Annotated in this window: 27 protein-coding genes and 1 tRNA gene; 15 read left to right on the forward strand and 13 right to left on the reverse strand. The window is 51.7% G+C overall.

From position 1 onward, the window contains the following. Positions 1-526 precede the first annotated feature (526 nt). Positions 527-1393, reverse strand: a complete 867-nt coding sequence (locus OO730_RS11570) for a hypothetical protein (RefSeq protein ID WP_264981620.1) — start codon at positions 1391-1393, stop codon at positions 527-529. 189 nt (positions 1394-1582) lie between these two features. Between OO730_RS11570 and OO730_RS11575 the strand changes: the two genes are divergently transcribed. Next, positions 1583-2071 carry a hypothetical protein gene (locus OO730_RS11575; protein ID WP_264981621.1) on the forward strand — a complete coding sequence of 163 codons (489 nt, stop codon included), beginning with the start codon at positions 1583-1585 and terminating at the stop codon, positions 2069-2071. 134 nt (positions 2072-2205) lie between these two features. On the opposite strand, the gene OO730_RS11580 is transcribed toward OO730_RS11575, so the two are convergent. After that, positions 2206-2580, reverse strand: coding sequence for a hypothetical protein (locus tag OO730_RS11580; protein ID WP_264981622.1), 375 nt, complete (start codon positions 2578-2580; stop codon positions 2206-2208). A gap of 103 nt (positions 2581-2683) precedes the next feature. Continuing rightward, the gene (locus tag OO730_RS11585; protein WP_264981623.1) at positions 2684-3367 is read right to left on the reverse strand and encodes a DUF554 domain-containing protein; all 684 of its coding nucleotides are present in this window, start codon (positions 3365-3367) and stop codon (positions 2684-2686) included. A 112-nt stretch (positions 3368-3479) separates the two neighbouring features. On the opposite strand from OO730_RS11585, the gene OO730_RS11590 reads away from it, so the two are divergent. The 5 genes from OO730_RS11590 (at position 3480) to OO730_RS11610 (ending at position 7947) form a co-directional block, all read left to right on the forward strand. Continuing rightward, positions 3480-3566, forward strand: a tRNA-Leu gene (locus OO730_RS11590). Positions 3567-3859: 293 nt separating this feature from the next. Beyond that, positions 3860-4084 (forward strand): hypothetical protein, encoded by a 225-nt coding sequence (locus tag OO730_RS11595; RefSeq protein ID WP_264981624.1) that lies wholly within the window; start codon positions 3860-3862, stop codon positions 4082-4084. Positions 4085-4178: 94 nt separating this feature from the next. Continuing rightward, positions 4179-6206, forward strand: a complete 2028-nt coding sequence (locus OO730_RS11600; RefSeq protein ID WP_264981625.1) for an AAA family ATPase — start codon at positions 4179-4181, stop codon at positions 6204-6206. 257 nt (positions 6207-6463) lie between these two features. Continuing rightward, positions 6464-7237: a thermonuclease family protein gene (locus OO730_RS11605; RefSeq protein WP_264981626.1), complete on the forward strand. Its 774-nt coding sequence runs from the start codon at positions 6464-6466 to the stop codon at positions 7235-7237. Between the two features lie 347 nt (positions 7238-7584). After that, positions 7585-7947 (forward strand): hypothetical protein, encoded by a 363-nt coding sequence (locus OO730_RS11610; RefSeq protein ID WP_264981627.1) that lies wholly within the window; start codon positions 7585-7587, stop codon positions 7945-7947. A gap of 185 nt (positions 7948-8132) precedes the next feature. Here OO730_RS11610 and OO730_RS11615 read toward each other — a convergent pair whose 3' ends face one another. Beyond that, positions 8133-8528 (reverse strand): hypothetical protein, encoded by a 396-nt coding sequence (locus OO730_RS11615; protein ID WP_264981628.1) that lies wholly within the window; start codon positions 8526-8528, stop codon positions 8133-8135. Positions 8529-8624: 96 nt separating this feature from the next. After that, positions 8625-9266, reverse strand: a complete 642-nt coding sequence (locus tag OO730_RS11620) for an inovirus Gp2 family protein (protein ID WP_264981629.1) — start codon at positions 9264-9266, stop codon at positions 8625-8627. Positions 9267-9512: 246 nt separating this feature from the next. Here OO730_RS11620 and OO730_RS16310 point away from each other — a divergent pair, with 246 nt between their 5' ends. Both OO730_RS16310 and OO730_RS11625 read left to right on the forward strand, forming a co-directional pair. Next, on the forward strand, positions 9513-9710 hold the full coding sequence (locus tag OO730_RS16310; RefSeq protein WP_407681892.1) for a type II toxin-antitoxin system RelB/DinJ family antitoxin: 198 nt from the start codon (positions 9513-9515) through the stop codon (positions 9708-9710). Positions 9711-10061: 351 nt separating this feature from the next. Beyond that, positions 10062-10205 carry a hypothetical protein gene (locus OO730_RS11625; protein ID WP_264981630.1) on the forward strand — a complete coding sequence of 48 codons (144 nt, stop codon included), beginning with the start codon at positions 10062-10064 and terminating at the stop codon, positions 10203-10205. A 642-nt stretch (positions 10206-10847) separates the two neighbouring features. Here the strand turns inward: OO730_RS11625 and OO730_RS11630 are convergent. After that, positions 10848-11411: a DUF2179 domain-containing protein gene (locus tag OO730_RS11630; RefSeq protein ID WP_264981631.1), complete on the reverse strand. Its 564-nt coding sequence runs from the start codon at positions 11409-11411 to the stop codon at positions 10848-10850. Between the two features lie 113 nt (positions 11412-11524). After that, positions 11525-11935 carry a nucleoside diphosphate kinase regulator gene (rnk, locus tag OO730_RS11635; protein ID WP_264981632.1) on the reverse strand — a complete coding sequence of 137 codons (411 nt, stop codon included), beginning with the start codon at positions 11933-11935 and terminating at the stop codon, positions 11525-11527. Positions 11936-12634: 699 nt separating this feature from the next. Here rnk and OO730_RS11640 point away from each other — a divergent pair. Both OO730_RS11640 and OO730_RS11645 read left to right on the forward strand, forming a co-directional pair. Then, the gene (locus tag OO730_RS11640; RefSeq protein WP_264981633.1) at positions 12635-13315 is read left to right on the forward strand and encodes an ERF family protein; all 681 of its coding nucleotides are present in this window, start codon (positions 12635-12637) and stop codon (positions 13313-13315) included. Further along, positions 13299-14522: a hypothetical protein gene (locus tag OO730_RS11645; RefSeq protein WP_264981634.1), complete on the forward strand. Its 1224-nt coding sequence runs from the start codon at positions 13299-13301 to the stop codon at positions 14520-14522. Before OO730_RS11640 ends, OO730_RS11645 begins: the two co-directional genes overlap by 17 nt. A gap of 143 nt (positions 14523-14665) precedes the next feature. Here OO730_RS11645 and OO730_RS11650 read toward each other — a convergent pair whose 3' ends face one another. Further along, the gene (locus OO730_RS11650; RefSeq protein WP_264981635.1) at positions 14666-15070 is read right to left on the reverse strand and encodes a GFA family protein; all 405 of its coding nucleotides are present in this window, start codon (positions 15068-15070) and stop codon (positions 14666-14668) included. Positions 15071-15544: 474 nt separating this feature from the next. On the opposite strand from OO730_RS11650, the gene OO730_RS11655 reads away from it, so the two are divergent. From OO730_RS11655 to OO730_RS11675, 5 genes are read left to right on the forward strand one after another with little or no spacing between them, the layout of a single operon-like run. Continuing rightward, complete coding sequence (locus OO730_RS11655; protein ID WP_066802625.1) at positions 15545-16528, forward strand: AAA family ATPase; 984 nt, start codon at positions 15545-15547, stop codon at positions 16526-16528. Positions 16529-16531: 3 nt separating this feature from the next. Beyond that, positions 16532-17500 (forward strand): DUF3150 domain-containing protein, encoded by a 969-nt coding sequence (locus OO730_RS11660; RefSeq protein ID WP_066802627.1) that lies wholly within the window; start codon positions 16532-16534, stop codon positions 17498-17500. A 5-nt stretch (positions 17501-17505) separates the two neighbouring features. After that, positions 17506-19095: a VWA domain-containing protein gene (locus OO730_RS11665; RefSeq protein ID WP_264981636.1), complete on the forward strand. Its 1590-nt coding sequence runs from the start codon at positions 17506-17508 to the stop codon at positions 19093-19095. 23 nt (positions 19096-19118) lie between these two features. After that, positions 19119-19454 carry a hypothetical protein gene (locus OO730_RS11670; protein ID WP_264981637.1) on the forward strand — a complete coding sequence of 112 codons (336 nt, stop codon included), beginning with the start codon at positions 19119-19121 and terminating at the stop codon, positions 19452-19454. Between the two features lie 15 nt (positions 19455-19469). Continuing rightward, positions 19470-19658 carry a hypothetical protein gene (locus OO730_RS11675; RefSeq protein ID WP_264981638.1) on the forward strand — a complete coding sequence of 63 codons (189 nt, stop codon included), beginning with the start codon at positions 19470-19472 and terminating at the stop codon, positions 19656-19658. 72 nt (positions 19659-19730) lie between these two features. Here OO730_RS11675 and OO730_RS11680 read toward each other — a convergent pair whose 3' ends face one another. From OO730_RS11680 to OO730_RS11700, 5 genes are all read right to left on the reverse strand, one after another. Continuing rightward, complete coding sequence (locus tag OO730_RS11680) at positions 19731-21014, reverse strand: tyrosine-type recombinase/integrase (protein WP_264981639.1); 1284 nt, start codon at positions 21012-21014, stop codon at positions 19731-19733. Positions 21015-21540: 526 nt separating this feature from the next. Continuing rightward, on the reverse strand, positions 21541-23199 hold the full coding sequence (locus OO730_RS11685) for an ABC transporter substrate-binding protein (RefSeq protein ID WP_264981640.1): 1659 nt from the start codon (positions 23197-23199) through the stop codon (positions 21541-21543). 165 nt (positions 23200-23364) lie between these two features. Next, a complete protein-coding gene (locus OO730_RS11690; RefSeq protein WP_264981641.1) occupies positions 23365-23643 on the reverse strand; it encodes a DUF2160 domain-containing protein in 279 nt (92 codons plus the stop codon). Between the two features lie 19 nt (positions 23644-23662). Next, positions 23663-24466, reverse strand: coding sequence for a carbohydrate ABC transporter permease (locus OO730_RS11695; RefSeq protein WP_264981642.1), 804 nt, complete (start codon positions 24464-24466; stop codon positions 23663-23665). After that, positions 24463-25338, reverse strand: a complete 876-nt coding sequence (locus OO730_RS11700) for a carbohydrate ABC transporter permease (RefSeq protein WP_264981643.1) — start codon at positions 25336-25338, stop codon at positions 24463-24465. Before OO730_RS11700 ends, OO730_RS11695 begins: the two co-directional genes overlap by 4 nt. Positions 25339-25345 lie beyond the last annotated feature (7 nt).

Genomic DNA, 25345 nt, shown 5'->3' on the forward strand with positions numbered 1-25345 from the left:
CCAAAAAAAAGACCCCGGTCAGCTTTGCTGATCGGGGTCTTTTTTTTGGTGACCCGGCTTGGGATAGCGGGCCATCTGCACATTTTCCGGGCGATCCGCGTCCTCGCCGTACGGGGAGTACGGCTGCGGGGCGGCTGCGCCCGAAAAATGCACATCTGACCCACTCTTCCAAGCCTCACGGCGTCGGGGAAAGAAGAGCGCTCCGGGCGGGGTGGTCGTGGGGCGACCCGCTGTTGGGTGCCCTTGGCACCCAAATCGCTCAGGGTGTTTTTTTGGTGACCCGGCTTGGGATAGCGGGCTATCTGCACATTTTCCGGGCGATCCGCGTCCTCGCCGTACGGGGAGTACGGCTGCGGGGCGGCTGCGCCCGAAAAATGCACATCTGACCCACTCTTCCAAGCCTCACGGCGTCGGGGAAAGAAGAGCGCTCCGGGCGGGGTGGTCGTGGGGCGACCCGCTGTTGGGTGCCCTTGGCACCCAAGGCGCTCGAGGTTTTTTTGGGGGAGAGGCGGGGGTTGTCGGGCGGTTAGACCGTGAGACTGGCCAACTGGGGCCGGTTGGTGCCGGGGGCGGCTTCGTAGGCGGCCAGGGCGGCTTCGGGGGAAGTCCGGGCCGGGCTGAAGTCGGCTTCGAGCTGGGTGACCAGGTCGTTGAGTTCGCCGATCTTGTCCAGTTCGCCCTTGAGTTCGTCGAGGATGTCGGTCAGCTGGTCGAGATTGTCCTCGGTGTCCGTGGCCGCCGCCACCTGGGAGATGAAGCGGGCGTTGAGGTCCTGGCCGGCGGTGGAGCCGTCGGAGGATTCCGCTGCAAAGAAAAGCTCATTCAGGCCGTTGTCGAAGAACTCGTTGACCGCCCCGTTGACGGTGTTGTTGAACTGGGCGATGGCCTCATCACCGGCGGCGATGCCGAAGTTGCGGTCAATGAACTTGAGGGTGTTGAGCAGGCCGTTGCCCAGGGTCTCTTCGGTGACGCCCGAGGACGTGGCCTGGATGATCATGCCCGCAGCGGCTGCGGCGGTTTCCTCGCCGTAGCGCTCGCGAATCCAGTCCATGGTGGAGCCAAGGGACTGGCGCAGGTCGGTGGAGTCCTTGGGCTGGCCGTCTTCTCCGGTCACCTCGCCCATGCGGCGCATGATCTCGTTGGCGAACGCCTTGCCGACGGTATCCGGGAAATCCTCGGAAAGCTTGCCTGCCTGGCCCGGGGCTTCGAGCAACGCCTCGCGTGCGGGCGTCAGGCCGGCCTTGGCCGGGTTGACCGTCATGTACTGGCCCAGGTGCAGACCGGTATGGGCGTCGGAACCGACGGACCGACTCCCGTAGGAGTCCTCCCGGTTCTGCTCGGCCATCATCTTCTGCATGAAGCCGTAATTCATGTGCGCGCCCTGGATTATCATGTTCTCCTTATCGGAAGGCGGGCGCGTATCTTTATGGTCGGGGGCAAGGAAAAATGCCGGTCGTCAGAGGGGCGCTTGGCGACCGTTGCGCCGGGCGCGGGGGAAATCCGGGAAACCCCTTGATTCCGGCGGGAAATTGGGGGAATATGCCGCTACTTTGCGACATACCATTTTTGCGAGGAGTATATAATGGCTAAAGATTTCAGGGAATATCTGGTGGAGGCGTCCCGGCACGACGTATTCGGGCGCGTGTTCAAGGAAGTGGCCGTGGGCAGGGTGATGATCTCTTTCCAGGCGAGCGAGACCCATGCCTGCTACCCGGCCGAAACCCTGGACGATCTTCACGCCTACAGCCGTTGGGAGGTCTCCCTGCGCGCGGTCAAGCCCGCCATCGACGTGGCCCGGGCCGGGGCGTGGAGCTACCTGATGCACAACTCCTGGGCCAGGCCGTTCGAGAAACCTGATTTCCAGCGGACCATGCAGGGCGACAACATCCCGGCCAGGGACTGCCAGCAGATACTTGAAGACGTCATCGAGTACGCCAAGGCCAAGGGGCAGATCGAGTCCGAGGACGAAATCCGCATCCTGGAACCCGATGAAGAGGTGAAGAAGAACAAGGCGCTGGAGGGCACCGGCTGCGGCGGTTGCGGCGGCCAGAAGACCCTGGAAAAGATGTAGCGTCGTTGAGATTTTCGCGGAGGGTGCTGCCCCCCGTCATGAACCTAAAAGCCCTTGGAGCACACGGCTCCAAGGGCTTTTAGGTTCGAAGAAAGGAGGACCAGGCTCGGGGCTCTCCGCGTCAGGCTCTCAGGTCAGTTCTTCAGCAGCCATGCAAGCGCTTCAGCCTGTGTGGCGAAGGTCTTGTACGACGCAGAGCGGTTGGTGAGCGTCGTTTCGATCAAGCGGCTTATTTCGGGGTTTTTCGGGTTGGGCAGTACGGCCATCCGCAGCCCCAATTGCACCACGTTCAGTTCTTCGTATCGCTTGGCGAACAAAACGGTGTCCAGCGGTGTGAGGTTCAGGCGAAAGGTCCTGTTGTCGTAGAGAATCTTTTTATGCCCTGTTTCCTGGACTTTTTTGAGCGTAGCCAGGCCCCATGCGATATACTCTTCCGCGTCGTTGACCGAACCATCCGTGATGCATAGGAGATGATCCGCTTCCTCGGAAAAAACGATTCGATAGTGCATGGTTGAAGCTAAGGAAAGTGGAATGGGTTGGCAAGTATAACATCCCGAATGGGGCGTTGCCCCGACCTGATTCCAGGCACCTTTCACCTGAATGCGGGCCTTTTTAACCGAAGAAGAAGGTCAGGACGACCACGTAGACCAGCGAGGGCAGCAGGTTGGCCAGCCGGATTTCGGCCAGCTCCAGCAGGTTGATGCCGATGCCGACGATGAGCAGGCCGCCGCAGCCGGTGATCTGGGCGATCATCAGGTCCGAGAAATACTGCTGGAAAAAGGATGCGCCCAGGGTGATGGAGCCCTGGTAGACCAGCACGGGGATGAAGGAGAAGATGACGCCCGTGCCGTAGGTGGCGGCAAAGGCGATGGACGCGAACCCGTCGAGGATGGACTTGGTGTAGATGACGGTCGCGTCGCCCCGGATGCCTTCCTCCAGGGAGCCGATGATGGCCATGGCCCCGATGCAGAACAGCAGGGAGGTGGTAACCAGCCCGTCGGTGAACTGGGGGTTTTTGGACCGGATCATCTTCTTGAAGCGGTTGCCGAGCCGTTCCAGCAGGGTGTCCAGCCGCAACAGTTCCCCGGTGATGCCGCCGAGCAGGATCGCGAAGATGACGATGAGGATGTTGTCCACCTTGAACGCCATCTGGAAGCCGATGAGCAGGACGCACAGCCCGAGCCCCTGAAAGACGATGGACCGGATGCGCTCCGGAAATCGCGCCTGGAGCCAGCACCCGATGAGCGAGCCGCCGATGATGGCCAGTGCATTGACGAAGGAACCGATGGGCAACATATATTCAATCCTCACACGGAAATATCCGCATCCGGGACCTACCACCAACCCGAACCCATGACAAGAACATTGACATCCGACGCCCGCCTACTCTATGAAGAACCTCTCCCATGCCAGGGTGGCGGAATTGGTAGACGCAGCGGACTCAAAATCCGCCGGTTTCGCGACTGTGAGGGTTCGAGTCCCTCCCCTGGTACCAGAATGAAATCAGGGCTTTAGAGGTGTTTTTTGAGATCCTCTGAAGCCCTGTCTTTTTTGTGGCGCTGTCTGTTTGACACCAAAGTGACACCAGATTTGAAAGAGTACTTTCGGGCTGGTGGTCTTGGTGGATTCTCTTTGAACAGACGTTCTTGACGAATTAGGGAGATTAGAGTACGCGGTATAAACAAATAATTCAGATTAGACGTTTTTCTGTCTCTTAAAAAGAAGACCTCTGGCATTTGGTAGTGCGCCACACTGTATTGGTGCGCCTAAATTTTGGAGGTATTTTTTGTGCCTAATAATATCCTGTCTCAGTTGGTAGATGAGTTGCCACCATTGATCGCCCGTACCGAAGTTGGAAGACTTACTGGTGGGCTAATCTCGCCACGTACAATGGCTAATTTGGATTCAAAAAAACTTGGCCCTTCTAAGCTTAAGTTTGGTCGTAAGGTCGCCTATGAGCGTGAAGCCTTTATTAATTTCTTGGCTGAAAGATTGGTGGCGGACTCCGCGTAGGAACTACTGCCAGCGTTTCGATTAGGTGTTGGTAGCGGGCAATTTGACGCTACCAACAACGATTCACGGATAGCAATCCACTTGAAGGTATACCATGAATAATGTCCCTGAAACACATACTGCAGCAGATTACATCGGTGCCTACTCCGGCTTGCCACAGCCAACCACTGGCCAAAGCTTTTTTCAGAGCTATTCAACGGCCTTTTGTGCAACGTCGCAGTTGGATATCGACCATAGATCTCACATCCTCTACAAGATTATTCAATCTTTAGAAAAGACGGCTAAGACCTTATTCCAGGGAGGCCAAAAAAGTGAAGACAAACAGTGGATCACGCTAGGAAACTGGCGGGTCAAAATCTGTGAAGGCAAGCACTTAGAAGGTGTGCCGCATCTTCCTTTAGGAGGTTTTTATAACAAGAGTACGTGTCAATTCGGTGCTGATCCTATTGAGCTTTTTGCCGTGCTCAACAACGTTGACTACGGTAAAGCCTTGATGGTGTTTGCTGAGCATTTGAAGGTTGGCTCTGACACCATTGGTCAAATCGACAAAAACAAAGGGTTCGTTCAGGAGAAAAGCCCACTGGCAACCCCTTTGCTCCCGTACCCTTCATTAGCTGTTAACTTAGGACAGCCTTTTCATTATTCGATTTATCGAAGCCTTACAGGAATGCCTATTAGTCTAGTGTGGTTTTGGAAGTTATATAACGGCCAAATCGTTATGCAACACAGTACATTATGGCGGCCGCTTCGAGGCGTTAATTTGAGCTGGCTCGACCTGTTTCCTACAGCACCCTATACCCTCTACAATGCTCATATCTTGTGTGGTAATGCTGGTGTGCCAGTGCATTTTGTTCACAATGAAGGCTTTGCAGATGAACAGTCCAGAGGTCGTTTTTCATGCATTTTTTCAGCTTGCCCTGGTGGAGTTAGAAATCTTGTCGATGCAGATCTGTCTCAGTTAGCATTTAGGGATGTTTGCATCGATGTGGCACCAGCGACCGATGGTGTGGCCCTTCCTGCAATCATCGAGAAGATGAAACGTGTGAATGTTCGAAATGTGACTTTACGTTTTCTGGACTCTGGAAATTTTGTCTCCAGTGATGACTTCTTAAAAGAACCCATTGCGTATGGCTGTTACCTGTTCGACATGAAGCCAAATCCTGAAGACACTGAGGCAGCAATCACCGGGCCAGGTGAGATGCTTCCTGGCTCTGATATCGACCGAAAGATGCTGATCTCTCCAATTATTCGTGAGGGTGAGGCAGTCTGGCTCTACGGCAAAGAGAAATCTGGAAAGTCATGGCTAGGGCTCACCTTGGCTTATATGTTGTCAAAGGGACATTGTTCAGCTGGACGATGGACTACAGGCGACGCATTTGGCGTCTTGTATGTCGATGGTGAAATGTTGCCTGATGACCTTGAGAACAACACCCAAATGGTCATGAACGGTTTTGGTAACGCAAATGGAGATGTTCCATTTGCGAGACTGTGTGCCAAGTCTCAGACTGGTGGTGCTATCAGCATCCTAGAAAATGACTGGCAAGAGACCATTGAGAAATCGCTGGATGGGATCAAGTTGCTTATCTTGGACAATTTCTATTGCCTTACAGACAACAAGGTGAGCGACATTAAGGTTGTCAGTGCCTGGTTGCATCGACTGACTCAAAAGGGAATTGCGGTCATCATGCTGGATCACACAAACCGTGAAGGAGAGCTGCAAGGAAGTATTTCCAAGGGAAGAATTGCGAATCTTTGCATTGAGATTGAGGATATTGGCAACAACCGTTTGAGTATTTCCTATCCTGTTGCTCGCCGTCTGCACGGTGATGATGCACAGAGTTGCGTTGTGCGCAAAATATTTAGTGATGACAGCTTTCATGTCGAGCTTGATGAAGCCACACTTTGCTCTACTCCCGTGAGTGAAAAGATTAAGCAGCTTGCTTGGATAAAATATTATGTTGATGTATTGGGGTTGACATATGCAGAGATTGAAGAAAGGTGTGGTACCAGTAAGTCAACTGCCAATCACCAATATAATCATCAGATTCCCAAGCTGAAGGGAGAGATGCTAGCTCAATTTGATGAAGAAGTTGTCCGAATTACAAATAGTATCTCGTGTTGAAGCTTTTAAAGGCTACTAAATTGGCAGGCTGCCAAAATTATCATGAGGAGGCAGGTGTGCCTCCTCATTTTTTCAACAATAGGCATCCAACCGTCCAATCCTACAACAGTCAAGTTGGACGAAGGTGTGCGAAATAAAATCCTATAATAATTTAAATTTTTTGCATCCGTCCAACGGTTCAATGCATCCAATGGGGCTGAACTGACTCCCTTAATAGCAGGTAGACCGTCCCTAGGGTACTCTATCTTGGATAGCGTTTGATCGCTTCCTGGCGAACCTGTATACTAGAGTTTCCTCTTCTTGAAGTAGCGTTTGCCCATTTTGATCGACTAACACAAGCTTGGCTAAAAAAAGAAAATAGTGCTCTCATGATTAGACATTTACCGGCTATCTTTCTGCTGCTCTGGATTTCATCTACAGGGGTATCACATGCTTTTACTGGCAAGGTCGTCAGCGTAGCCGACGGAGATACAATCACTGTCCTGACCAAGGACAAAAGCCAGGTCAAAATCCGACTATACGGCATTGATTGTCCTGAGAAGGCACAGGCCTTTGGAACCAAAGCCAAGCAGTTTACAGCTAACTTGGTCTTCGGAAAACAGGTGGATGTAGAAGCCATTGATCAAGATCGGTATGGACGCACTGTTGGTGTCGTTTCGGTTCAAGGTGCCAACGTGAACGAAATGCTCCTTAAAACTGGCTATGCTTGGGTCTACACCCGCTACTGTAGAAAATCATTTTGTTCAACTTGGCAAGATACTCAAGAAGCAGCTCAAGCAGGTTCTCTAGGCCTTTGGAGCGATCCCAACCCAACACCACCATGGGAGTACCGCCGTGGATCAAAGGCTGGAACGAAGAAGCAACAGACGCAGGTCAAGAGCAGTGGAGCCTACCATGGTAACACCAGCTCCCACGTCTTCCATAGACAAGGTTGTCGTTACTTCAATTGCAAGAATTGCACGGTAAACTTCCAGACCAGAGAAGCTGCGATCAATGCCGGATATCGTCCTTGTGGAATTTGTAAACCATGATCCCTGGGTCACTACCCATGAAAGCCTCAAATACGCTGCTAGATAGCTCGATAACGTAGATTTTTTCAGGTCTAGAAACGTCTTTTCCCCTCTTCACTCTTCTTGGTGTCAAAATCGATGTTGAGCTGATTTGGTTGTCTTTTTGACCTGAAGAGGAGGAAGCCGACAAGGACTACGGCAAGTACTCCGCATATGGTGATGGCAATTTCGATCATGGGATCATCTAGTTTACAAATGGTTGGTGGCGATATTCTGGTAGTCGGTATTGTTGAATTGATTCTTTACAACAGATGCTGTTCCCTCTAGCATATCCAAGCTTTGAGGGTAAACCTAAGCTGAATATCGCTATGAACGTCTTCTACCAGTCTGAAATAAAAGATAATTACCTCCTCGTGACAGCCCATGGAGCTATATGGTCCGTTGAGCAGATGATGGAGTACATTGAGAAAGTGAGAGTTGACTTGCAGAAAGCAGCCCTCAAGAAGCTCCTGATTGACGAGAGTCAATGTCATCTCCATATCGATCTTGGAAAAGCTGTTACAGTGGTCCAGGGAGGAGAGGAGTTAGACTCTTCATCACCTGACTTACAAAAAGCTTTTGTGTGCTCAGAGATGAACTATGCGCTTTACAGACATCTTTTCGGTTCCAATAAAAACGTGAAAATATTTACGGAGTTAGAAGATGCTGAAACTTGGCTGATGAGTCGGTAAAGACATGCCTCCTTGGTAACGACCTAGCTGGAGTCTTTGCGTTTCTCTAGCAGATAATTTTCGCAGCATAGTACAGCTGAAAATCGATCTTTCCCTCTGGTTGTCCTTTCTTCTTCAATATTTACACACAGCGATGATCCCGGTTTTCGAAAAGAACTCCGAGATCACCGCCATGTGTTATGCCGTTAAAAGATGCTGCCTTGATCAGCTACTTCGAAGGTAGGAAATGAGAACCTGTTGTTGGTGACGACAGTCAAGCGAGTAACTACGGTCTTCAGTGTCTCCTGCCGTAGAGCGAGTTCCGAAAGGTAGGGTTTAAGACCTTTGACGATGACTCCGTGGCTAATGGTCAAGCGATACACCTCGTCACCGACAGCTAGGTCCAGGTCATAAGCTAATGTCCATCCTTGTGGGATCTGTGATTCGTTGAGACACAGCTGTTCGCCTTCCAGTCCACTCGGTCCCCATTTCAGAAAGCGTTTACCAGCTATGGTCAGCTGACAGTCGATCATTGGTCCAATTACGTTGTTGAAGTACACAAAGTTACCGTTTTTAATGTTTAAAAATTTCATAGAAGTCATGGGAGAACTCCTCCTAAGGTCTTGTGTTGATATAAAAAAAGTCCTGACAGAGTAATTCCATCAGGACTGACTAGCCTTTGTTGCGTGTATGGTTCGTTATTTTGGGGATTTCGGTAGCCGAGAACACAGCACCTCACGTTTGTGTTTAGGTTGGTTGCCCTTGGTGTTGATCTTTGCCAGGTAGCTGCATCTCTTGAAGCATTCGTTCTTTACACCCTCGAAGTCTTCATCGCTCCGGTTTAGCCGATAGTTGTTAGTCTGTTTCTTTCCATCTCTGTCTTTTGTGCAGTGGTCCACCAACCCTTTAGCGTTGTCTAAACCGTTTGCTGCTGCCCAATGCTTCTCAGCTTTCTCGATGAACTTGTGAGGGAACTGGTGGTTTCTCTGGTTGGTAAGAAGGATGAGGTGGTAATGCTGATGTTTTTCTCGACTCTGCTCACGGACACACACGTACTCAGGATCGTCTCCACTTCGCTTCAGATCCTTGTTGTAGGTAGAAAGGAACTTCGTCATGCGACTGTTGTCCTTTGGTGGATGTGAGTTACGTGCAAACCTAAAATCCATACGAGTGCAGAGAGTCCTGGAACGTTTACCTGTGGCATGTTCAATGCGCTGATCGATAGCTTCGAGGATGTCTTCTCTACATCCATACCCTTTCTCTTTGTCAGTCAGGATCGTCTTACCATTGAACTTGTCTTCGTAGGTGACTTTGCCATAGTTGTTCTTTTTCTTTGTCATTGTCTTTCTCCAATCATGTTAAGTGATTGTGTCTATTAGATATTACTAATCACCACAGCCAAAAATGACGTTGGCGTGTGTCGTAGAGCTGAAGGTCATTGCTCATGATCATCCACCAAGTCATAAAATTTCTGACTGTAATATTTTTTAATCAGATCAACAGGATTTGTATCGGCTGCATCCTGTTTTGTATGTAATTCTAATACGATGTGTAGCTATAATATGACTACAAAAAGAGGAGGGACGATGCAAAAACCGATAAGCGTAAGGGTTCCAGAAGAGCTGAAATCCGATGCTAAGGAGGTTTTGGAGGCTATAGGACTGTCACCGAGTACTGCGGTAAGACTCTTTCTCACCCAGGTCGTGAAGCAGAAGGGGATACCTTTTGAGTTGGTAGGCGACAGGGAGAGTCATATCCATGTGCAGCCAGAAGGAAGAGGTTAAAACGAGATAGAGGAAGGAGCGAATAGCTCCTTCCCCTATCAACGGTGTTACGGTTTGCGGAGTCGGCGTATGATGCCTACTTTAGGGTCACTGTCTGTGTCGTTTGTTAGCGTCTTTGGTGACTCCGGTTCGGTGGGATTACTTTTCAAAACGGTGTAAATCGTCTGCCTCGATACTCCATACTTATTAGCAAGGTCTGTAACCCTCCATCTGTCAGCTTGTTTCCCCTTGATCTTTTGGATCTGCTCAGAAGTGAGTTCTGGATAACTTGATAAATTTTAGTGGATGGGAGTATTCTAATCGAAACTAAACCTAGGTGGAGAATTAACCACCCAAGAGGAATTCAAAAATATGAAAAAATTCATATTAGTTTTCATTGCCTTGATTGCGTGGTTGCATACCCCCCCCTCTTTTGCTCAAGTAGAGACGGCCATCAAAATCGCATACGCCGATAAGGCTCCGCCTTATAGCTGGAAAACAAACACCGAGAAATGAAAGGGGTATTGGTAGATTTGTTAACTGAAGTATTTCAAAACATACTTGGATACCACGTAATCCATGAAGGATACCCGTGGGTAAGAGCGCAAGAAATGGTAAAAACGGGTGAAATGGATGGATTTTGTATAGTCGCAACTCTTGGCAGAGAAAAGTATACTATATTTGCTGAAACACCAGTTCTTCAGTCGCCAATTTTGATTGCCACAAGTTCAAACAGCCCTAAAAAAGAGGAAATACTAAGTACCAAGACTATAAAAGGACTAAGTAAATACCAAATTTCGAGCTATAGAGGGAACGGATTCGTAGCAATGAATTAACATTTAAAAGTCAACTTGTTTGATAATTCTATCGACGCACTCAAAATGGTGTCATCAAATCGTGCTGACATATTCTTTGATTTAGATATGCATGTATATCATACAATAAATCAGCTTGATTCAAAACAGAGCATTATAACAGCACCATTTATCCTATTTCCAACATCTGATTTTAGCATTGGCGTTAGTCGATAATCATTTTTCTCCTCTAAAATAAAAGAGATCAATGGCGCCATACGAGTAATGCATATTAACGGATCATAAAAAAAATATCAAACAAATACATATATGGTCAGTCTTTGGAATAGGCATGTTTATAGGCCTATTTAGCCTTGTCCGTTTCTTGCAAACCTTTTAATGGTGAGTACGCAGATTGGTAAATTTTGCTCATATCTCGAGCCTGTTCAATGACGTAAAATAGTTTTGGATCAATGCGACGAACTTCGGGTAGAATCCATTTAAGGTCCCTTCGCTGGCAAGCTATATAAAGTTCATAGACTGTCCCATGCATACCCTCACCCTCGTAAATTGTGACTGGTTGACCTTTGTTTCTTAAATGTACCGCGATGGCATGTCCTTTGTCAGGAGTAATAATTCTGAGTATTTTCGTTCCAAAGGCTAATCTTCGTTCTACAAGTATTCCAACCACGTTGCCAGTTGCAAAACCGAATGCATAAAAAATTACCAACAGCGGTTTCTCCGAAATTTGATTAATCACTGTACTGGCGACAGTCAGCCAAATAATGATTTCAAAAAATGCCAAACAAAATGCGATGGCGGTTCGCCCTTGAATTGTAGTGATCACGCGAACAGTGCCAATGGATACGTCACATATTCTGGCAAAAAAAATGATGAATCCAGTCGTTATGATTTCAGGATCGAACAATTACGTTTCCTCATTGCTTTGCACCTCTCGTGCCGACAGTGATTATAAATTCGTAGTAAAATAGATAAGACTGCAACCGTTTAGTCCATGGGGAAAATAGACAAACTTGATATCTAGAGGGAGTATGCCCCCTCTCTTTCTGGTTGGTAAACAACCTCATCAACGATTATTTCCATTTTAGAGCCATTGGGTTTTGTCCATCTGATTTTCTCTCCTTTAGTTAGGCCTATAAGGGCACTGCCCACAGGTGCAAAAACCGAGAGAGTATCATTTTCGGCTGTTTTGTCCGGATAAACAAGCTGAAGACAAAATTTTTTGCCGGAAGGCAGAATTCTAAATGCAACAACCGAATTCATAGTAACAGTATTTGGACAAACCTTTTCTGAGGGAACAATGATTGCCCTCTCAAGTTCCCGTTCTAGATCGGCCAGGTGTTTGCCTTTGCTATCAAATGAAGAGGATAGTATAGTTTCAAGACGCATCGCATCCAGGTCTGTAATTGTTATGGTTGTTTTGTTATTCATGATTTTTCCTAATTTAGTAATTGTAATATATTTCTGCCTTAGTAAGAAAAGGGGTATTTTCTTCCTTCTTTTTCGTACTTCTTTTGTTTGTCAAACCTAAAGTTACTTAGTTTTTTGGGGTTTCGACGATTTTTTCGAGATCGAAATGTCATTTTCCCTCGCAGTATCATAATTAATACAGCGAACCCTAGAATAAACCCTGTAACGAGCCCTATCCCAACAGCAAAGTATGTATTCATGATTTAGCCCTTATAGTCGGTAGTGTGTTCATTTTATCTCAAATCAATGGCAAAACGTCTTTATAATACCACACAAATAAAAACAGTCAAAAGAAATCAAAAGCCAAACAAAAGCAAAAAAAACAACAAAAAAGAAACTATTATTCGCTTTTGACTCTATTTAAACGCTCAATGCTCATTTAAGTTTTGGTGGGCTGATGTTTCATAGCGTAAACGTCAGGGCTTTTCACTGAGAGTATTTGACTCTCTCTTGATCCTTTACTTTTGATCAAGATTTCAAAAAGACACAAAGTTCTATTATACCCGAAACTGTTTACAGCTTAGTTTTCGTTCTGTTTTTCATTTGTTTTCAGACATATATTACTATTTTGAAAGCTAGATCTTTTTGGCTTCGGATTGACCAACTGCCCTGGTGCTGCATGATGCAGTACTGGGGTTTTCTCTTTTCAAGGAGGTAATTATGAACTCCCAAATGAGTTCCCAGGAAATCACTGAATTGGCTGAGGCGATGATCCTGGTGCAGCAGACCCTTTCTCCTGCGCTCAAGGATGCCGAAAACACTTTTACCAATAGTCGATACGCGACGCTTCATTCGGTCATGAACGCTTGCCGGGATGCTCTGCTTGAGCATGGCATTTGGTTGACCCAGTATCCCGTCTCGGTCGACTCCAATCAGCTTGGGCTGGTGACCAAGATCGTCCATGCGGAGACCGGCCAGTGGCAGGCCTCTTTGTTGACCATGCCCCTGCCGAAGAACGATCCGCAGGGATATGGTTCGGCTATGACCTATGCGCGTCGATACGGATTGTCGGCTTTGATCGGGATCGTGACGGAAAGTGACGATGACGGCGAAATGGCTTCACCTCGTGGAGAAAGTCAAAATCGAGGTTTTACCCCCCGTAATCCCGATGATCGAGTAACCGCTACAACAGCAATATCGCCTCGCAAGGGTAATGACCCAGGAGCATCAAATCTGCCTCGTCTGGATGGCGTTCAATACAGGTCTGGCACTGCCAATGATGGCAAGCAATGCGTGCTGGCGACCGGCGACACCCATTCCAAGAAGGAATTCCTCCGCAAGGCCGGATTCCGATGGGATGGTACTCGTAAGGTCTGGTGGAGGTATGCAGATGCGGCATAGCGATATCAAAGCACAAGGGCTGATACGGTTGTTGACTCAAGGACTCCTAGCTCTTGGCGAGCAGAAGACGGCCAATGAGCTAGGAGACCGTAGCCGGTACATCGGCATGTCGGACATCGGCAAAAGCATGGAATGTATGAGGGCAGCCGTGGCGAGCAAGCTGGGTTTGTCCGCCGTTCCTGCCGCAACCGCCGTAGGTGGACTTGCTCCAGACGATTTGGTCCGTGTCCTTGGCCAACAGTTAATCTTGCAACGTGGCCATTGGCAGGAGCATGGCATCGAGAAGGCGCTTGATGCTACCGGAGTAAAGCTGGTGCCGCAGCTTGAGATCAGCGTCGAGCACAACGGCGTGCCTATCAAGGCTCACCTTGACTTCACCCTGGTTTGGGGCGGCCAGCGGCCTGCCGTGCGGATTCTGGAGCTCAAAAGCAATGGACGTATCCTAGAGTCACTGTATGCGTCATATGAGGCGCAGCTTTATGGCCAGGTGGGGTTGCTCAAATCCTGCTGGGCTGAACCAAGCTTTTCGGTTCCGCAAACGGAGTTACAGCAGGTCACATTCCCACAAGCCATACAGAGGCTCTTCAACGTGGCCTTGCCTGAGTCGCCTGACAACGTGGATATCGAAGCCTGGGTGCTCTCCATATCCATGGACAAGGTCAAGCCGTTCGGGCCGTATCTGCCGGATATGGGCATGCTTGAGACGTGTCTGCAAACGGCGGTGGCTATCTGGCGAACCACTGAGGACGTGCGCTCCGCTAGTCTAGGGTTGAACGACCTCGACTATTGCCAGGGTTTTCATCCTCTGTGCGACTGGTGCGATGTCAACACGGACTGCCCGAAGTTTCAGGCTGTGAGCATCCCCTCGGATTCCGCTTGCGGTTTGGAGTTGGAAGAGCTGGCCATGCTCAAGGAACGGAAGACGGCCTTAGAGGAGCGCATCGCCGAGTCAGAGAAACGCATCCGGCAGACATATAGTTTGATCGGTGCACAGGACTGGATCTCGACCGGAAATCACCGGTTTCGGGTTGTAACCGTGGCTGGAAGGAAGACCTTAGACCGCTCGTTGGTGCTGGACACGCTGTCGTCTTTGATTGGTAATGAAATCAAGGCACAATCAGCGCTAGATGAATGCGTAAAGACAGGCAAGCCGTATGATCGGTTGTATATTGGCAAGATAAACAAGCCGCTGAAGTCGGCGGCATAATAGCAAGGTGCACTTCTGCTGGGGTGCACCTTGTTATTAAGTCATGCACGACCTCTTGAATGCCGTTTAAGGTACGGGTGTCACCTGCGCTGAAATCATCCCGGAGTCTTCCAGGTAAACAACAGAAAGTCACATGGACTTATTTACTCATGATTCTCTTCGGGAAGCCTGTCAAAAACCGTGACATTCTCTAATTTTTCATCCCAATTCGCCTTGTTTGCGACAAATATATGCCCGTCAGGTCTGGTCGAGACATCCGTGTCGAGGCTGCCCGCCGGAACGACGACCAAAGCTCCATCCATCTGCAGGTTCGGCAGAGCGGAGCCGCAATTGACGCAAAAGCTCTTGATATGCCCGTCCAAATCAAACACCCGGACAGATTCTTGACCCGTCAACCAACTCAAGCTGGCCGTAGAAGAAAACAAATTGGCTGCATGCGCAGATCCTGTATCCTTCCGACAACGCTCACAATGGCAAAGATAGAAATTCTCAAAATCGCCTTCGACCTGAAAAACCACCTTGCCGCATAAACATGATCCCTTATGCATCAACGACTATCTTCCTCAGTAGTTTTCCTTATCCAGTTTCAGCTCCAGACACATTAAATTGAACCACAATGTGGAACAAAAACGAATCACAAAGTGACCCAATGAGCGTCCCTATATCCATTTATACCAGAGCATTCATATACCGAATGTGCGAAATACGCCATATGTCCCACAAGCTGACCACTCACCAACAATATAATTGGCATTGTGTGTAAAATACAAAAAAGGCTTAGAAGAAAAACATTCTAAGCCTTTATAATCATGGGTGGAGCTGGAGGGGATTGAACCCACGACCTCTTGAATGCCATTCAAGCGGACATACCTTTCGACTTTTTAGCAGCCTGCTATTCATTTAATTTCAGGCATATATTATTCACATAAGAACGAGTTCTTTTTAGCTTCCCAACACAATTCTTTGAGTCCCCGCTCCACATGACGTGGAGCGGGGCTTTTCATTTCCATAGGAGGAAAACCATGAATAGCGTTTTGAAAGAATTACAATCCCTCCAGCCCGCAGAACATGATGCCGGTGAGATTTTTAGCGGTAAAAAGTCCAATCGGAAAGTGCGCGGATTTATGGCCCCGTGCTCGTTTACCCCAGATCTCAACCCGGAATACCTGTTCCATGACTCCAGCCGCGATGCCGTGGTCTGGTTTATGGAATCGTCCGATCCGCTGTACGTGTTCGGACCTGCCGGTTCAGGCAAGACGAGCCTCATCAAGCAGCTTGCTGCCAAGCTCAATTACCCGGTGTTCGACATTACCGGCCATGGACGGTTGGAGTTCCCGGATATGGTCGGGCATCTTACCGTGGAAGATTCCAACATGACCTTCCAGTACGGGCCGCTTGCGCTGGCCATGAAGTTCGGCGGGCTCTTCCTCCTGAACGAAATCGACTTGCTTGATCCAGCGACTGCCGCTGGCCTGAACGGTATTTTGGACGGAGATCCACTGTGCATTCCCGAGAACGGAGGGGAGGTCATCAAGCCCCATCCACTGTTCCGGTTTGCGGCCACAGCCAACACCAATGGTGGGACCGATGAGACCGGACTCTACCAGGGAACACTTCGGCAGAACCTTGCCTTCATGGATCGGTTCTGGCTTTGCGAAATCGGTTACCCCAGTCCTAAAGCCGAGCAGGAACTATTGCATCGCAAGGCTCCGGGACTCCCCAAAGACGTGCGGACCAAGATGGTGGATTACGCCAATGAGGTCCGCAAACTGTTTATGGGTGAGGCTGACGGTAATTTCCGCGACACCATCGAAGTGACGTTCTCGACCCGTACTCTGATTCGCTGGGCAGATCTGACCGTCCGATTCCAACCGCTTGCCCGCCAAGGCATCCAACCCGTGACTTACGCATTAGACCGCGCCCTCGGCTATCGTGCCACACCGGAAACCCGGACCGTGCTGCACGAGCTGGCTCAGCGCATTTTTCCCCAGGAAACCAAGGAGTAAACTATGAATACGCATACTGACATTACCGTGCTCGACAACCTGATGGCCCTGAACCTGGATGTGAGCATCTGGACTGCCCGCAAGAAACTGACGCCTGCCGACTTCGGCGGAGCGGAATTGCCGCCCGGAGAACTCGCGTCGCTCGGCAGCAAGAAGGTCTGCGACCCGAGGGAACTGCGTGTCTTTGGCACCCTCAAGGCCCGTGCGGTAAACCTTCTTGATCGGACCGGCGTCCGTTTCCTCGGCGGCTGGGCTATCCCCGAAGACAAGGCTGATGAAATCGTGACCGAACTGACAACCATCCGGGATGATTTCCTGATGGCAAAAGAACAGTTCCTGAATCGGTATGACCAGGCCGTGCAAAACTGGATCGCTCAGCATCCCGGCTGGGAGCGGCTGATCGGCGCTTCGACGGTCAGTGCGGATTACGTCCGCAGCCGTATCGGCTTCAAGTGGCAGTTGTTCAAGCTGCTTCCGCCCACGGATGGTACTGTCCACCAGGGACTGCATGAGGAAGTGAGCGAACTCGGCGACACGCTCTTCGGCGAAGTCGCCAAGGCAGCAACCGATACCTGGCATCGCTGCTTCGAGGGCAAGGATAAAGTGACCCACAAGGCGCTGTCGCCCCTGCGCTCCATCCACAGCAAACTGTCTGGTCTCAGCTTTGTTGAACCCCGCGTCATGCCTGTGATGGATCTCCTTGATACTGCCTTCAACCGCATGCCCAAACGAGGGCATATCCAGGGAAGTGCGTTGGTCATGCTTCAGGGGGTGGTGTCGCTGCTGCGAGATCCGGCTACACTCCTTGTACATGGGCAGAAGATCCTGGAAGGGCATGATGCGGCAGACATCCTGTCAGGTCTGGTTGCGGATACGATTCCGGCTGTGCGGGAGAAAGTACCTGCCGCAACGATCGGTTTTGTGCCTGAGTCGGTGCATCAGCACGCAATCGACAGCCATGGGCTTTGGTGATCGTCATGACGAACAACCTCATCATGAAGTCCCTGCCTATGGTCGCCTCCGTTCTTGGACGGAAATACGGTGTGAAAGTCGTCATCGGCGGCAAGGGCGCGTACACGGACGGCAATACTGTCCACCTGCCTGCACTCCCTCTGGAATGCAGTGAGACCCTCATCGGTCTGGCCCGTGGCTACATCGACCATGAGGCTGCACATATCCGGGAAACCCGGTTTGACTGGCTTCGTCTGGCGAACCTGACGCCGCTGGAGATGCACGTGTGGAACACTTTTGAGGACTGGCGCGTGGAACATCGGTTGGCCAAACTGTTTCCTGGTTGCAGGCAGAACTTCAACTGGCTCATTCAGCATCTGTTCGGCAATGACAACGAGCAGGCAACTGATCCGGCCATGGCTGTGCTCAACTGGCTGTTGCTGTCAGTCCGGGCATGGGACGTTCCTTCGTTGATCGGCCAGCGTGATGGCGTGGGCAGCTTCATCGAAAGCCATTATCCGGGGTTGATCTCTCGACTGAACCACGTCCTGAAGAAGGTGCATGCGTACTGTGATTCGACTCAGGATTGCATCCTCTACGCTCGGGAGGTCGTTTCCATCCTCAAGGACAAATCGGCCTCTGAGCCCCAGGAGAACAGGGGCGATCAACCGGATAAGACGGCAGTGGTGGGGAGTCCTGATGGGCTACCCTTGGATACTGTCAGCATCGATTCGAGACGCCAGCTTGAGTGTCTGATTCACGCTGATGAAAACCACTTGCCCGCCGACTTCGGTGAGACTCTGGCTGCCAAACTGCGGAATGAGACGCCGATAAACGTGGACGAGTCCCTTCGGGTGGCACAACTGGGAACCAAGAGTATGAAGCCCATCGATCCCGAGGGCATCGCTGCAACGAAACGGGCGTCGATTGCCCTGCGGACCCAGCTCCAGGGACTGCTGCAATCCTCGGTGCTCACGCGAAGCAAAGTCGGTCGTCATGGTCGATTGGATGCACGGCAACTACATAGAGTCTCGGTGGCTGATGCTCGTGTCTTCAAGCGCAACGGGCGCAAGGTCGGCATCGACACTGCCGTACACATCCTTCTGGACTGCTCAGGCTCCATGCGAAGGCGTATCAAGCTGACGACCCAGATCTGCCATGCCGTGACCACAGCCCTGGACTCCATCGACGGTATCAACGTGGCTGTGACGGCATTCCCGGCTGGCTCTCCCACAGACGGTGGAAATGAGAATAGCCCTGGCCCCACGGTCTGCCCGATATTGAGGCACGGAGAACGACTTCACGCCAACTTCGACATGAGCGCTACCGGCTGTACGCCCCTCGGTGAAGCCTTGTGGTGGGTGCTTCAGCAAATGCAACCGCTTCCCGAATCGAGGAAGATGATCCTGATCCTGACGGACGGCGATCCGGATTCATTCCACCTTGCCCTTGATGCGGTTGAAGAGGGCAGAAGGTTCGGCGTCGAGATCTACGGCCTGGGCATCCTGTCTGAGGCCATCAATAAACTGCTTCCTGACCACAGTCGTACTGTCAATGACTTGTCCGAGCTGGCTCCTGCCATGTTCGGCATGCTGCGCAGTGCGTTCGTCCGATAACTTCTCATCATCACGAGGAAAATATGAGTGAAGAGACTCCAAAATGCCCGAACTGCGGCAGTTCGGATCACGTCGTATTGGTAAATGCTTCCCAGAAGATCGGCACGGCGATCGGCGGTGCTGCTGGCGGAGCCGTCGGATACTACAGCACTTCCGCAGGGGCGACCGCAGGCGGAATCATCGGCTCCGTAATTCCTGTCGTCGGAACCGGCATCGGTGTCCTCACCGGAGGATTGGCTGGAGCGGTAGCTGGATTCTTTGCCGGGTCAGCCGTGGGCAACCAGGTGGGGGAGCACATCGACCGGCATATCATCTGCGAATACCGCTGCAATCGTTGCGGCTATGTTTTCGAAGTATAACCTAAGGAGAAAACCATGCGAGACTTTTGGACGTTTATCGGCGGTGTGGCCGTTGGCATTCTGGCCGTAACTGGTGTCTATGCGTTGGAAGAGGATGAAGAACATCGTCCCTTTGAACCGGATAAGAATATGGTGGACGAACTGGAGGAAGAAACCGAAAAAGAAGCGGATGATGAAGGAAGACTGATTGTCCGAGCTTCGTAAAAAAAGGAAGAGCCACGAGTGAATTAGTGGTTCTTCTTTTTTGGCAAATACGATTCTTACATGAGTTCGTAATTAGCCGTTGTGTTTTGCTCCCCAGCTTCCCTGAATGACCTTCCCGGTGGGTCGCTTTGCCAATGCCTTTTCCAGTGAATTAACCGCCGCACGTTTAGATTCATCCATCGCATGCGTGTATCGTTGGAGCATGGCGAGAGTTGACCATCCGAAGTGGGTTTGGATGGTCCTCACGTCTACACCTGCAGTCATCATCATGGATGCTGCGGTATGTCTGAGGCTATGGAAACAAATCCATTCCCGTTTGTCTGACCGGCCTTCGTTGAATTTGAGATCCTTGATCGCTTGCCTGAAGCCCCATGGAGCTTCTCGCCATCTTTCTCCCTTAGAGTTCGTGAATACGAGATCTTCAGGAGCGCCCTCATTTTTTGTTTTGAGTATCTCAAATAAGGGGTTGGCCATAGGAAGGGCTCGGGGTTTGCCTGTTTTCGTATGCAGAAGCGTAATGGATTTTTCTTGAATATCGATTGCGCTCCACGTCAGGCTGGTGAGTTCTCCGAGCCTGGCGCCGGTGTATAGGGCTGCCAAAGTCAGTTCATATGCGCCTTCATCAAGACCCTTCACAGTCTCCAGCAGCTTTTGTGCTTCTTCTGGTTTGAGAAAGCGGGTTCGTTCGTTGTTGATCTTGCCAATTTCAATTGCACGGGTAGGGCTGTCTGTTTCAACGATCCTTCTTTTGCGGGCGTGATTCCACACGAGCCGAAAAACTGCCAGGACATGTTGGGCAGTTCGGAGGGTACGTCCCTTGTCTAGTACGGCGAGTTTGATTTGTTCGATATCGTCTGGCGTGATGGAACGCATGGGCTTCCCATTCAGTTGGGGAGAGAGCCAGTCTCTGAGGTGTTGTTCCTCTGTCCTAATAGTGTGTGGCTTTTTTCGGGTGCGAGCCTCAGGAAGATAGCGGTTGTTGAAGTAAGTTTCAAAAGAGATGTCTTTGCGTTTTTCAGCCTGAATGGCTTCGCGGGACTGTTCCGCCTCTTCAATAGGGCTCGTGGGTCCGTGTCCTTTCTTGACGTTCTCAAGGTAGAGTTCTTTCTTTGTGTGGGCCTTCAGTTCACTCCAGCCTTCTGTTTCCCAGCCAAGAAATCCTTCATACCTTTTCCCTTGGAACATGAACCGATAGCCAAAATGACGATCGAAGCGGACACCATGCTTGCGCTTTGGATGCTGCTGCCATCTGATTCCGGGGTATTTATCTGTCGAGAACCATTTCTTTCTCACTTCGGCCTCCTGGGCTAATCTCCAGCTGACCACCAAATTACCACCAAATAGTGCGGTAAGCAAGGTGATCTCCAGTGACGTTAAATGAAGAATGTTTTATTTAACTGTTTGAAATGGTATTCTAAAATGATGTTTAGTGAATTTCAGTGAAACATTAGTTATTGACTCAAAATCCGCCGGTAGCGATACTGTGAGGGTTCGAGTCCCTCCCCTGGTACCAGAATGAATTCAGCGGGCTGCGATGTAAAACGCAGCCCGCTTTTATGTGGGCCATCATGTTGACTTGCCTTATTGCCCCACTTTTGCGCCTCTTTGGGGCTTAATCTTCAAGGTCATAGTTTCCGAAAATTCCAATTCTGCGAACGGATTCCCTGCCTCGGTGTTAGTCTGTTCCAGAGATTTCCAACATCCCGCATTGGGCTGACATCAAGGTTTGATGGGAAAACATGGCGTTTTGCCAGGGGCCCATACGACGGCCCTTAAAACACCTTTTTGTTTGTCTGCATATCCACTTCTTCCATGTTTGAAGGCAAGAAAAAGGGGCACCCGAACGGGCGCCCCTTGGATGGTGTTCTGTTGACCGGGATGGTTACTTGACCTTGCCTGCCTTCCATGCCTGGATGAGCTGGTCGTAGTCCACGGTCTCACCCTGAGGCTTTTCGTTGGCCAGCTTGGCCTTCGGGGAACCGGGCTGGTTCAGCCAGTAGGCCTCGTCCCGTTCCTCGTTCAGCTTGGGACCGCAGGCACCGAGGATACCGGCGCGCTCAAGGCGCATCAGGATCTTGTCCTGTTCCTTGGCGAGGTTGTCCATGGCGGTGCTGACGGTGACTTCACCGGCAACGGCTTCACCGATGTTCTGCCACCAGAGCTGGGACAGCTTCGGGTAGTCGGGAACGTTGGTGCCGGTCGGGGTCCAGGCCACGCGGGCCGGGGAGCGGTAGAATTCCACCAGGCCGCCCAGCTTGGGAGCGCGTTCGGTGAAAGACTTGTCGCGGATGTCGGAGTCGCGGATGGGAGTCAGGCCGACGTGGGCCTTCTTCAGGGAAACCGTCTTGGCGACGCAGAACTGTGCGAACAGCCATGCAGCCTGACGGCGCTTCAGCGGGGTGGACTTCAGCAGGGTCCAGGAACCGCAGTCCTGGTAGCCGAGCTTCTGGCCTTCTTCCCAGTAGGGACCGTGCGGGGACGGAGCCATGCGCCATTTGGGCGTGCCGTCGGCGTTGACCACCGGAGTACCTTCTTCAACCATGGAAGCGGTGAAGGCGGTGTACCAGAAGATCTGCTGGGCGACGTTGCCCTTGGCCAGGGAAGGCAGGGACTGGTAGAAGTCCATGCCGAGGGCACCCGGAGGGGCGTATTTGCGCAGCCATTCCATGTACTTGCGCAGTGCGTACTTGGCGGCGGGGCCGTTGGTGGCGCCACCGCGGGCAACGGAAGAGCCCACAGGCTTGCAACCGTCTACGCGGATGCCCCATTCGTCGACGGGCTTGCCGTTGGGCAGGCCCTTGTCGCCGGCACCGGCCATGGACAGCCATGCGTCGGTGAAACGCCAGCCGAGGTCCGGAGCCTTCTTGCCGTAATCCATGTGGCCGTAGATGGCCTTGCCGTCGATTTCCCTGACGTCTTCGCTGAAGAATTCGGCGATGTCTTCGTATGCGGACCAGTTGACCGGAACGCCGAGCTCATAACCGTACTTGGCCTTGAAGGCCTTCTTCAGTTCGGGCTTCTGGAACCAGTCGTAACGGAACCAGTACAGGTTCGCGAACTGTTGGTCGGGCAGCTGGTACAGCTTGCCGTCGGGGCCGGTGGTGAAGGATTTGCCCATGAAGTCATCAATGTCCAAAGTGGGCAGAGTGACGGACTTGCCTTCACCGGCCATCCAGTCGGTCAGGTTGACGACATGGCCGGAACGGAAGTGGGTGCCAATCAGGTCGGAGTCGTTGATGTACGCATCAAAGACGTTTTCGCCGGACTGGAACTGCACCTGGAGTTTTTCAATGACGTCACCTTCCTGGATCAGGTCGTGCGTGACCTTGATGCCGGTGATTTCATAGAAAGCTTTTGCGAGTACCTTGGATTCGTACTCATGGGTGGGGATGGTTTCGGAAACGACCTTGATTTCCATGCCCTTGAAGGGAGCAGCGGCCTTGATGAACCACTCCATCTCCTTCATCTGCTCCGCCTTGCTCAAGGTGGACGGCTGGAATTCGCTGTCGATCCATTTTTCCGCAGCCTTTTTGTCGGCCATACCGACACTGGCAAGGCTGAGGAATGCAATGGTCAGCATTCCTGTCATTAGTAGATGCCGCAACTTCATACGTACCTCCGTATGCTGATTAAATAAAACCTCTGCCTCTCTAACTCCATTCTTTGACGGTTTCCCAATCCCGGCTCGGGGAATGAGACGACGGGGCTAGCCCCACCGCATAATCACGATCATGAAAAGGGCGGCAATCACCGTCGCCACCCACAGGGGGAAGTCGGTCAACCCCACCCAGGACAGATGTATGTAGGCGCTGCCGAGCAGCCCGATGAAAAGGCGGTCTCCGCGTGTGGTCGTCAGGGGCAGGAAACCGTGCCTGGCCACGCAGGGCGAAACGATTTCCCAGACGGTCATGCCGATGAGCATGAGGACGATGAAGGTGAAGAACCCGGCCGTGACCGGCGTCCATGCCATCCATTCGAGATTCATATCAGTGTCCTCCCCCAGATTAGACTCGACCCAAGGCAAAGCCCTTGGCGAGGTGGTTGCGTACAAACCAGATGACCAGTGCGCCGGGGACGATGGTCAGGATGCCCGCTGCGGCCAGCAATCCCCAGTCGAGGCCGGTGGCGCTGACGGTGCGGGTCATGGTCGCGGCGATGGGCTTGGCAACGGTGGTGGTCAGCGTGCGGGCGAGCAGCAGCTCCACCCAGCTGAACATGAAGCAGAAGAACGCCGTGACGCCGATGCCCGCCCGGATCAGGGGGATGAACACCCGGATGAAGAAGCGCGGGAAGCTGTAGCCGTCGATGAAGGCGGTCTCGTCGATTTCACGCGGTACGCCCGACATGAAGCCTTCCAGGATCCAGACGGCCAGCGGCACGTTGAACAGGCAGTGCGAAAGGGCCACCGCGATGTGGGTGTCGATGAGGTTGAAGGTCGAGTACAGCTGGAAGAACGGCAGCAGGAAGACCGCAGGCGGGGCCATGCGGTTGGTCAGCAGCCAGAAGAAGATGTGCTTGTCGCCGATGAACTCGAACCGCGAGAACGCATAGGCCGCGGGCAGGGCGGTCAGCAGCGAGATCACGGTGTTCATGGTGACGTAGATGATCGAATTGATGTAGCCGGAGTACCATGAGGAATCGGAGAATATCTTCATGTAGTTTTCCAGCGTCGGGTGGCTGGGGAACAACGCGAAGGTACTCATGATGTCCGCGTTGGTGCGCAGGGACATGTTGAGCATCCAGTAGATGGGCAGGAAGAGCAGGATCAGGTAACAGATCAGCGCAAAGTGTCTTTTCTTTATTTTCATGACTTGTCTCCCGTTCCGACCGCCTGCAGGGCCTGGTAGAAGAGCCAGCAGAACAACAGGATGATGAGGAAGTAGATGAGCGAGAATGCCGCTGCCGGGCCGAGGTCGAACTGGCCGACCGCGATCTTGACCAGATAGATGGACAGGAAGGTCGTGGCGTTGCCGGGCCCGCCGCCCGTGAGGACGAAGGGTTCGGCGTAGATGAGGAAGCTGTCCATGAACCGCAGCAGCAGCGCGATGGTCAGGACCCCCCGCATCTTGGGAAGCTGGATGAACCGGAAGATGGCCCAGGCGGACGCGCCGTCGATCTTGGCGGCCTGGTAGTAGGCTTCCGGGATGGCGCGCAGCCCTGCATAGGCGAGCAGCGCAACCAGCGGCGTCCAGTGCCAGACCTCCATGAGCATGAGCGTGATCCATGCGTCCACGCCGCTGGCCGTGTGGTCAAAGGCGATGCCTGTGCTGTTGATGAACGCCCCGAACAGTCCGATGTCCGGCCGGGTGAAGATGATCCAGATGGTGCCGATGACGTTCCAGGGAATGAGCAGCGGCAGGGCCAGGATGACCAAGCAGGCCGAAGAGGTCCACCCCTTCTTGGGCATCATGAGGGCGATGATGATGCCCAGCGGCATCTCGATGAGCAGCACCAGGCCGGAGAATGCGAGCTGTTTGAACAGTGCGTCGTGCAGCCTCTGGTCCAGCAGGACCTCCTTGAACCACTCGATGCCGACGAAGAATCGCTGGCCGGGGCCGAAGATGTCCTGCACCGAGTAGTTGACCACGGTCATCAGCGGAATGATGGCCGAAAACGCCACGATGACGAAGACCGGGAGGACCAGGAACCATGCCCTGTTGTTGCGCCATTTATTCATCATATCCTCC

This window comes from Pseudodesulfovibrio portus (genome assembly GCF_026000375.1).
Classification (GTDB): Bacteria; Desulfobacterota; Desulfovibrionia; order Desulfovibrionales; family Desulfovibrionaceae; genus Pseudodesulfovibrio; species Pseudodesulfovibrio portus.